Genomic DNA, 10,040 nt, shown 5'->3' with positions numbered 1-10,040 from the left:
ATGACGATGATCGCGGCCGTTCAAGTGGTCGAGGTCGAGGCCGCAACCGTGATGACGATGATCGTGGACAAAATTCACGAAATCAGAAACGCGATGCCTCTGGACGGTTTACGTCTTAAGCATAGTGCTTTAAAAACAAAGGAGGCTTTTGCCTCCTTTGTTTTTTAATTTATTTACTTTACTGTGGGAGTGGTTGTAGCCCTTTTACAATATCAAGATATTCAGAGCCATTTAACCAAAAAGATTTTTTTAAAAATAGGGTGGTCATAATACTTTCTGCTGCTTCACTTTCCGGATTTTCACAGAAAATTCCATAGCTTTCGCCTAATACCGCATCATTTTCAATGAGGCGGATATAGTAAGCATGTTGCTCATTTGCATAACCTAAAACTGCATCACGTTGATTTTTCATTTCGCATGTCTCCATACCAAAAAACTGAATTTAACCAGAATGTTAAATGTTCAGAATCTCATTTGATAAAAATCATAAAACAGTCAGTAATCAGGACTATCCCATAATAGGTTTTGATTTTCTTCAAATTGCCATTTTGATTTAAACATCCCTGTTAAAAGCAAAATGGATTAAAATCTGATCATGGGATTTATTGTTATGCAAAAAAAATATTTCGTCAACTTGAAAATGTAACTTTTTCAAGTTACATTGTCTGTGTAGGATTTGAACGGTGAAATGGAGGCGAGATGTCAAAGAAAAACGAGTTTGAGCATGGCGGTGCCCGTGAAAATGCTGGTCGTAAAGCACAGTTCAATGAACCCACAAAAGTGATTCGTGTTCCTGAGTCTCAAGTGAACTTTATCAAAAATTGGTTACTGAATAATGTCAAAACCGACAACCGGACAGATTTTAGCTCAAAATTGAAGGTTCAACAGGTCCATGCAAATAACGATAAAATTTACCATATTCCTTTAGCTACTGAACGTGTTGCTGCGGGTTTTCCTTCGCCAGCGCAAGATGATATTGAGCAAGCACTCGATTTAAATGAATATTTAATTAGAAATGAAAATGCCACCTTTATTGTCAAAGCCAATTCTTTATCAATGTTAGACGCTGGAATTGATATTGACGACCCGCTTATTGTGGACCGTAGTCTTCCCGCTAAATCTGGTGATATTGTAATTGCGCTTATTGACAATGATTTTACCGTTAAACGTTTAATGATCGATAATAATTACCACCCACCTAAAATTTGGCTAAAAGCAGAAAACTCTGATTATCAAAATATTTATATTGAAGAAGGGCAAGAACTGGTCATTTGGGGAGTCGTGACTTATAACCTCAAACGAATGAGATAAGGTGTTGTTTTCATATTTTATGGTTTTAGTTACTGATCCGAGATAGGGACCAGTAACTCTAAGCTAAGTAATATTTTTAAATTTGCCCAATCAATAAACATGTGGCGATGATTACCATAAGACCACCTGAAAACCGTCCTACTAAGCGTGCTGCCTGTGGTCTGCTTTTTAGAATAGCTTGTGAACCGTAACCTACCATTAAGTAAATAATCGCGCAGCTAATCATGTGGACAACACCAAAGGCAACAATTTGCGTAGTCACCGTCCATGATGCAGTGGTGTCAATAAATTGAGGGAGTAAGGCTAAAAAGAGTAGAAAAACTTTCGGGTTTAAGCCACTCACATAAACGCCTTTTGTTGCCCAGCTCAACCATGATTGCGCTTTTTCAGACTCAGACTGATTTGGAGTAGGAGGGGTAAGTAATAAATTTATTCCCATCCATAATAAATAAGCAGAACCCGCAACAGTAAGAATCATCAGAGCCGTCGGGTTATTTGCTACAAGCAGACCAACACCAGCCGCGACCAGCAAAATTGTAATAAAGTGCCCACATAGCATACCTGCAACGGCAGGTACTACCACTTTACCTTTAATTCCTGCCGAGATGGCATAGGCCCAGTCTGCCCCTGGGGTAATAATAAAAAGAATGGAGACACTCCAAAATGCAATAAAAATGTTAAAAGCCATATGCTTATCTCGGCAAACTATTTTCCAAAGGTTTCGCTCGTGGTTTAGAAAAAATTCCTATTCATTCGAACTTGTTGAAAATAATATGCTCATGTATTTAGAATGTGCTTTTAAATGTTTGCTCATATCACACTCATTTGGGGTAGATTTTTCTAAATGGATCGCACAGATAAAAAGATTCTTGCTGAATTGCAGTTAAATGGCCGATTATCTATTACTGAATTGGCAGAAAAAGTAGGCTTAAGCATTTCACCATGTCATCGACGAGTGAAGGCTTTAGAAGAGTCAGGAGCCATCAAAGGCTATCGGGCAGAACTCGACCCGAATTTAGTGGGATTTGAGTTTTCAGCGATTGTTTTTATTACGCTTAAAGAAGGTGATAAGCAGGCAGTCGAGAAGTTTGAAAATGCTGTGATTGATATTCCGCAAATCATTCAGGCCCAGCGCTTATTTGGTGAGCCAGATTATTTGCTGCATGTGGTAGCAAAAGATTTACCCGCTTTTCAGCGGCTATATGATGAAAAATTATCGGCTATTCCAAGTGTGCAACGGCTTATCTCAACCATTGTGATGAAAGATGTTGTGCCTGAACGTTTATTTCCGATTGGCTAAAATCTTTAGGGATAAAAAGAAGCTTTAAAAAAGCTTCTTTTTTAGTCTTAAGGATATTTAGGTATCAAGTGTTTTACACAAAGAGCAGATCGTACCGTTATGTTTATGAGAGAACATAATATCTGGACGCTCGTAACCTTCTTCACATACACGGCAGTGGTAAACTGTTGCAACTGGTGTACCTTCAGCGTCAAAACGTGGTTCTTTAATGCCATCATCATGTGACTTGATGTAGTATTTTCCTTTGGTTAATAAGCCCATGATTGGTGTTAATACAAAAGCAAGTACAAGAGCGATGAGTGGTGAGTAAGGAGCTAGGAAGCTACCAAGTAATCCGAAGAATGCGGCAATCGATAGTCCTGCTGATACAAGGAACGCAACCATACCCACAGGATTTACGTTGTATAGCATGTCACGACGATATTCTGGTTCTTTTGGTGAAAGCTTTAAAACATATTTGTTGATTGAAATGTCTGTTGCAACCACCACAACCCACGCAATCGCAAAGTTTGAATAGAACCCTAAGATTTTACCCAGTACTGCAAACATGTTGCCTTCCATTAAGGCAAGGGCAATTGCCAAGTTCACTATCACAAAGACAATACGACCCGGATAATGTTTACTAATACGAGTGTAGGCACTTGTCCAAGCAAGGGAACCAGAGTAAGCATTGGTCACGTTAATTTTAATTTGAGAAATGACCACCAAAATAACCGCAAGTGTTAGAGCAGCCCAGCCCGGAAGCATGTCATGAAACGCTGCATTAAATTGTTGAACAGGTTCAGTACTGTTTACACCCGGTAATTTTGTTAATAAGTAGAAACCTAAAAATGCCCCAATAATTTGTTTGATTGCCCCTAAAATTACCCAACCCGGACCTGCTGAAATTACGGCTGCCCACCATGCTTTGCTATTTTCTTTTGTTTTAGCGGGCATGAAGCGCAAGTAGTCAATTTGCTCACCAATTTGCATAATCAAAGATAGGCATATACCAGCACCCAACATGATGGCAGCCATATCTACAGTCGCAAAACCTTCTTTACCTGTAAAAGTAGCAAACTGGCTGACTAAGGTTGGTTCTTGGTAAATCAGATAGGCCACAGGACCAATCATGAGAACGAGCCAAAGCGGAGTTGTCCACACTTGTAATTTACTTAAGGCCTTCATACCGTAAATCACCAGCGGAATCACCATAACGGTTGAGATGAGATAACCTGCCCAAAGCGGAATACCTAAACCGAGTAATAACCCTTGCGCCATGATTGAACCTTCAAGGGCAAAGAAAATAAATGTGAAACTGGCGAAAATGATACTGGTGAGGACCGATCCAATGTAACCGAAACCTGCACCGCGGGTAATCAAGTCAAGGTCGATGTTATAACGTGCTGCGTAGTAGGCAAGAGGAATACCGGTTAAGAAGATAATAATTGCTGCAAATAAAATGGAGAAAACAGCGTTGGTTGTTCCGTAAGACATACCAATACTGGCACCAATAGAAAAGTCAGCAAGATAGGCAATACCACCAAGTGCAGTAATAGCAACAACTTTGGGGCTCCAGCGCCGAAAGCTATGTGGAGCATAACGTAAAGTATAATCTTCTAAGGTTTCATTCACTGCTTTTTGTGAATCTGTACCTTGCACAGTGTCCAGATTTGGATGTTCAGATACACTCATAACATCAATCTCCCAATCATTTTCGGTCAATCAACACAAATATTGATCATTGTTTTTTGATGAATTTGAGTGTGTGATTTTTGGGGAAAATTGAAAATACGTTATTTTGCGTATATGTGCGTATTCGAGAAAATCGCAATGATAAATGACTTTTGGCATAAGGATTGCTGGGTTTAATGCAGCCACATGCCAAACATGAGTGTTATGCCAGATTCTTCACGTCCCCAACAAGCGCCACAACGTGTGATCAAAACGCGCCGTGAATATAATATTTGGGTGGCAGATGAAAGTATCGAAGATTATGCGCTCCGTTATGCGCCCACATCAGTACGTAAATGGTCGCCTTGGACTGTTACCAATACCGCAATTTCGACAGTTAGCTTCTTGGCTATGGAAGCTATTGGGGCGACCATGCTTTGGCAGTATGGCTTTAGCAACGCTCTGTGGGCGGCAATAGTCGTATGTACCATCATATTTTTAACCAGTTGGCCGATTAGTTACTACGCTGCAAAATATAATGTAGATGTCGATTTGCTCACCCGTGGTGCAGGTTTTGGCTACATTGGCTCGACCATTACTTCTCTGATTTATGCCAGCTTTACCTTTATTTTGCTTGCATTTGAAGCCGCAATTATGGCGATGGCACTTGAGCTTGCCCTTGGCATTCCACAAGTTGTTGGTTACTTAATTTCTGCATTGGTGATTTTACCTTTAGTGGTCAAAGGTATTGGTTTTATTAATAAAGTTCAGGCAATCACTCAGCCAATCTGGCTCTTGTTGCTGTTGTTACCGTGGTTTTTTGTACTTTGGAAACAGCCACAAATTTTAAGTAGTAGTCTGCATTTTGTTGGTGCGGTTTCAAACTCGACCGATTTTAATCTGTATTACTTTGGTGCGGCGTGCACCCTTATTTTTTCATTTGTGATCCAAATTGGTGAGCAAGCTGACTATTTACGCTTTTTACCACAACAGCAAAAAAATAGAACTGCGTGGCGTTTTGCTGTTTTTTTAGGTGGTCCATCTTGGATTATTTTTGGTTTTTTAAAAGTTTTGATGGGCATGTTGCTGATGGTCTTAGCCTTTCAGCTGTTGATTCCTGTCTCTGAACTAGACAATCCGACGTATCTGTATTGGGTTGCCTATCAACAATTTATTCCAAATCCCCAGCTTGCTTTAATTCTCACGTTGGCACTTGTTTGCTTGGCACAAATTAAAATTAATATGACCAATGCCTACGCTGGCTCATTGGCATGGTCAAACTTTTTTGCCCGTTTAACTCATAGCCATCCAGGGCGAATTGTCTGGCTTCTGTTTAACGTTTTCATTGCCATTGTCTTGATGGAAATGGGCATTAGCCATGCGGTAGAGCGTATTTTGGGGCTATATAGCAATGTCGCTTTGGCATGGATTGGTGCTGTTGTTGCCGATTTAATTATTTGTAAACCTTTGGGTTTAAGTCCGAAGGGAATTGAATTTCGCCGTGCTTATTTATATGACATTAACCCCGTCGGTGTGGGAGCCTTACTGATTGCTTCAGTGTTATCGATGCTTAGCTATTTGGGCTTTTTCGGATTAATGGCGAAAGGCTTGGCGAGTTTTATTGCGCTGGGAAGTGCGATGTTATGTGTTCCTATCATTGCTTACCTAACTAAAGGCAAATATTACATTGCGCGCCAGCCTGAAAAAATTCAGGCAACTTCGGTTGCAAACTGTGTTGTATGTGAAAGGGACTATGAACTTGCTGACATGGCAGGCTGTCCAGCCTATAACGGTACGATTTGCTCACTATGCTGTTCACTCGAAGCACGCTGTCACGATTTGTGTAAACCCGATGGACGTTGGTCGGTGCAACTTAAAAAAGCCATCTGGCATTATTTACCAGAACGTTGGGCCAGTCGTTTAAATAGTCGGGTCAGTTTATATTTATTAATGACTTTAGGACTTTCTATTGTTTTGGCGGTGAGTTTAAGTCTGGTTTATATCCAAGAAAAAGCTTATTTAGAAACGATTAATGCTGAAGGAGTTCCTCAGCTATTTACGCTATTTGTCAAAATTTACACCATCTTGTTTTTATTAATGAGCGTTGCGGCATGGTGGTTGGTACTAAACGATGAAAGCCGCCGTAATGCTGAAATCGAGACACATCAACAAACAGCATTATTGATTGATGAAATTGCTGCGCATGAAGTCACTTCGAAAGACCTGCAAGATGCCCGAATTTCAGCAGAACGAGCAAATGATGCAAAAAGTCGTTATGTCATTGGAATTAGCCACGAACTACGAACACCTCTAAATAGTATTTTGGGCTATAGCCAATTACTTCAAAAACAAGAGCAGCTCTCGGAACAAGGCAAAATGGCGCTCGGGGTGATTAGCCGTAGTGGGCAACATCTAACTTCACTGATTGACGGTTTACTAGATTTAGCAAGAATTGAAACGGGCAAAATTTCTTTAAATGTGGTGGATGTGCATTTTCCAAATTTTATAGAACAGATTATTCAAATGTTTCAGCCACAGTTTGAACAGAAGAATTTGCAGTTTATCTATGAAATTGGAGAAAACCTACCGCACTATGTTCGTACCGATAAAAAACGCTTAGAGCAAGTACTCATTAATTTGCTGGGTAATGCTTTAAAATTTACGACGAGCGGCACAATTACTTTGAAAGTCGATTACCGTTTCCAAACGGCTTATTTTGAAATTAGAGATACGGGCTGTGGCATTGCCGAAGCGGATTTAGAGCGAATCTTTAATCCGTTTGAACGGGGCAGTAATGTGGTTCAAGGTGGATTTACTGGAACAGGGCTTGGACTACCGATTGTAAAATTATTGGTCGATTTACTTGGCGGGCAGCTATCTGTGAGTAGCCAGCTCAATCAGGGTTCACAGTTTAAAATTAAGTTTTATTTGCCTTCAAAAGAGGTGGTTCATCCAATTTCTAATGTTTATTCCAACCAGATTACGGGCTATCAAGGCGAGCGAAAACGAATTTTGGTTGTCGATAATGAAGCTGTAGATCGAGGTTTAGTTGCTAATTTTCTAAAACCTTTGGGTTTCATTATTGAAGAAGCCGAGTCGGGCATTGATTGTTTAAGACGTGTTCCTATTTTTCAGCCTAACCTGATTTTAATGGATTTGAATATGCCCTTGATGGGCGGGTGGGAAACTGCGCGGTTATTACGTCAAAATAATATTACCAATGTGCCGATCTTAATTATTTCGGCCAATGCAGGTGAACGTAAGGTCAATCCACAAGATGCGGTGTTAAGTGAAGACTTTATGCTAAAACCAATCGACCTCAATTTGTTGCTGAGTAAAATTGGAGATAAGTTGGGGCTGGTGTGGGCTGATTCTAAGTCAACATTAACCGAAGAAAATAATGTGGTTCAAGCACTTCATGTAAAGACGTATAAGCAAGAAAAAGTCACTGTTTATACACCAACAAGACAACCAGAAAACAATGGCCCACAAGATTTAACTCAAGCCTTGCAGCAACTAGATGACTTGATTGGACAGGGCTACATTCGTGGAATTCAACAGACTTTAACGCAATGTCGTCAAAATTTTCCGGAGCATAACGAGTTATGGGAACAGCTTGAACAGGCTATTCAAAAGTTTGATTTAAAACACGCCCAACGATTAATTCAGGATAAGCAATGAGTACGCAACATGTTTCTTTTCAGCAGGCTTCAACAACTGAGCAGGCTGTTATTCTGATTGTGGATGATGTACCGGAAAATTTGGGCTTATTGCATGAAAGTCTGGATCAGGCTGGGTATCGTGTACTTGTTACGACAGATGGATTAAGTGCAATTGAGATTGCACACCGATGCTTACCGGATATGATTTTGCTCGATGGCAATATGCCACATATGGACGGTTTTGAAAGTTGTATACAGCTTAAAGCAAGTCCAATTACTCAGTTTATTCCCGTCATTTTTATGACAGGTTTGTCGGAGACAGAGCATATTGTGCGTGGTTTTCAGGTCGGTGGGGTGGACTATGTAACCAAGCCACTGAATATTGAAGAAGTACTGGCAAGAGTAAAAACGCATTTGGCACATGCCAAACTATTGCAGCAACAAAAACAAGTGATTGATGCAACTGAAACTGCCATTCTTGCTCTAGATGTTCAAGGTAAAATTGTTTGGAAAACCCAAAAAGCCAGTGATTTATTGAATCAATATTTGCCTGAAATTGATGGTTTTGAGGCAGGTTTAAAAGCTTGGTTTTCAGACTTGGAACATGAAAAAGATCCAAAAAAATTAACAAGCTGTTCTTATTCAACGCCATCTCAGCAATTACAGCTTTTACTATTAACGCCGTGGCAATCTGGCACAAGTGTGGCGAAAAATTATCTTATACAGATCAAGACTTCTACACCTGCATTAGACGTCGCTGACATTTTAAAATATTGCCCACAGTTGACTCAGCGTGAAGCAGAAGTCATGCACTGGTTATTGTTAGGTAAAACCAATAAAGATATTGCGGAAATTTTGGAGCTGAGCCCGCGGACGGTAAACAAACATTTAGAACATGTTTTTGAAAAGCTTTGTGTTGAAAATCGAACTGCGGCCGTGGCGCATATTAATAGTCTAGTGCAAGAGTTTCATTAAATAAATTTAAAAATAGAGGCCCGTTTTGAGCCTCTATCATGCCTCTTATTTCAAGTTTTTTTTAAAGAAACTGGTTAATTTATCAAATGGAATGAGATCGACACGATCGTATAAATCAACATGTCCCGCACCTTTAACATAGTAAAGTTCTTTAGGTTGGCCTGCGAGTTTATAAGCTTCTTCACTAAACTCTTTTGAATGGGCCTGATCACCTGTAATAAACAGCATTGGGCGTGGTGAGATAGTTTCGATATCGTTAAATGGATAGAAGTTTAAAAATTTGACATTACTTGTTAGTGTTGGGTGCGTTGTAAGGTCTTTTGATGAACTTTTCGGCGTATATTCTCCGCGTGGGGTGCGATAAAAGTCATAAAATTCACGTTGGATCGGATGTGTATCTGCCGTTAACTCATGCGTAGTCCCGCTGGTATATTTTGTTTCACCGCCTGTGAACTCGACATAACGTTGCGTAGCCGCTTCAGCAATAATTTGCTTTCTTTGCTCTAAGGTTTGTGAGTGACGTAAGCCATTACGGTTTGCAGCTCCCATATCATACATGCTGACAGTGGCAATGGCCTTCATGCGAGGGTCAATTTTTGCTGCGCTAATAACGAAACTTCCACTTCCGCAAATGCCGAGTACGCCAATACGTTCACGGTTAATAAAGGATTGTGTTCCTAAATAATCTACAGCCGCACTAAATGCTTCTGCGTAAATGTCAGGTGCAACTACATTTCTGGGTTGGCCCGCGCTTTCACCCCAAAATGATTGATCAATTGCCAAGGTTACAAAACCTTGTTCAGCCAGTTTCTGTGCATAAAGCATAGAGCTTTGTTCTTTCACGGCTCCCATTGGGTGACCAATTACAATAGCGGGGGCTTTTAGTTTTTTATTTAAGTTCTTGGGGATAACCAGATTACCGACTATATCCATGTTGTATTGATTTTTAAAAGTGACTTTCTGAATAGTCACTTGCTGACTTTGATAAAAGTTATTTGCGCCATTCGACATGTCTGCTGCCATACCTGAGGTTGAGGAGAATAAACCAATTGTTGCAGCGCAAATTGCCGCTGCTGTATGGGTTTTAAGCTTTTTAAAGAAGGGAGATGTAGTCATGGATACCTCAATTTAAATAATTT

General features: G+C 40.1%; 8 protein-coding genes. 4 read left to right on the top strand and 4 right to left on the bottom strand.

From position 1 onward, the window contains the following. Positions 1-178: 178 nt before the first annotated feature. Entirely contained in the window at positions 179-412 is a 234-nt protein-coding gene (locus tag RMB03_RS18175) for a hypothetical protein (RefSeq protein ID WP_003651181.1), read from the bottom strand. Positions 413-699: 287 nt separating this feature from the next. Between RMB03_RS18175 and RMB03_RS18170 the strand changes: the two genes are divergently transcribed. Further along, positions 700-1,311, top strand: coding sequence for a LexA family transcriptional regulator (locus tag RMB03_RS18170; RefSeq protein ID WP_005041445.1), 612 nt, complete (start codon positions 700-702; stop codon positions 1,309-1,311). A 76-nt stretch (positions 1,312-1,387) separates the two neighbouring features. Here the strand turns inward: RMB03_RS18170 and RMB03_RS18165 are convergent, their stop codons facing one another. After that, the gene (locus RMB03_RS18165) at positions 1,388-1,999 is read right to left on the bottom strand and encodes a LysE family translocator (protein ID WP_004642439.1); all 612 of its coding nucleotides are present in this window, start codon (positions 1,997-1,999) and stop codon (positions 1,388-1,390) included. A 156-nt stretch (positions 2,000-2,155) separates the two neighbouring features. Between RMB03_RS18165 and RMB03_RS18160 the strand changes: the two genes are divergently transcribed. Further along, complete coding sequence (locus tag RMB03_RS18160) at positions 2,156-2,611, top strand: Lrp/AsnC family transcriptional regulator (protein ID WP_000376211.1); 456 nt, start codon at positions 2,156-2,158, stop codon at positions 2,609-2,611. Positions 2,612-2,668: 57 nt separating this feature from the next. Here RMB03_RS18160 and RMB03_RS18155 read toward each other — a convergent pair whose 3' ends face one another. Continuing rightward, complete coding sequence (locus RMB03_RS18155) at positions 2,669-4,285, bottom strand: allantoin permease (RefSeq protein ID WP_311077158.1); 1,617 nt, start codon at positions 4,283-4,285, stop codon at positions 2,669-2,671. A gap of 195 nt (positions 4,286-4,480) precedes the next feature. Between RMB03_RS18155 and RMB03_RS18150 the strand changes: the two genes are divergently transcribed. Together RMB03_RS18150 and RMB03_RS18145 are read left to right on the top strand one after the other, a co-directional pair. After that, entirely contained in the window at positions 4,481-7,945 is a 3,465-nt protein-coding gene (locus tag RMB03_RS18150) for an ATP-binding protein (protein ID WP_311077172.1), read from the top strand. Beyond that, positions 7,942-8,901 carry a response regulator transcription factor gene (locus RMB03_RS18145; protein WP_017390438.1) on the top strand — a complete coding sequence of 320 codons (960 nt, stop codon included), beginning with the start codon at positions 7,942-7,944 and terminating at the stop codon, positions 8,899-8,901. The genes RMB03_RS18150 and RMB03_RS18145 overlap by 4 nt, the downstream gene beginning before the upstream one ends. Before the next feature lie 45 nt (positions 8,902-8,946). Here the strand turns inward: RMB03_RS18145 and RMB03_RS18140 are convergent, their stop codons facing one another. Further along, positions 8,947-10,017 carry an alpha/beta hydrolase gene (locus RMB03_RS18140; protein ID WP_311077157.1) on the bottom strand — a complete coding sequence of 357 codons (1,071 nt, stop codon included), beginning with the start codon at positions 10,015-10,017 and terminating at the stop codon, positions 8,947-8,949. Positions 10,018-10,040 lie beyond the last annotated feature (23 nt).

The organism is Acinetobacter sp. V91_7 (assembly GCF_031799075.1).
Lineage (GTDB): Bacteria > Pseudomonadota > Gammaproteobacteria > Pseudomonadales > Moraxellaceae > Acinetobacter > Acinetobacter calcoaceticus.
The sequence above is the reverse complement of the archived record's forward strand: the minus strand, read 5'-3'. Positions and strand labels throughout refer to the sequence as shown.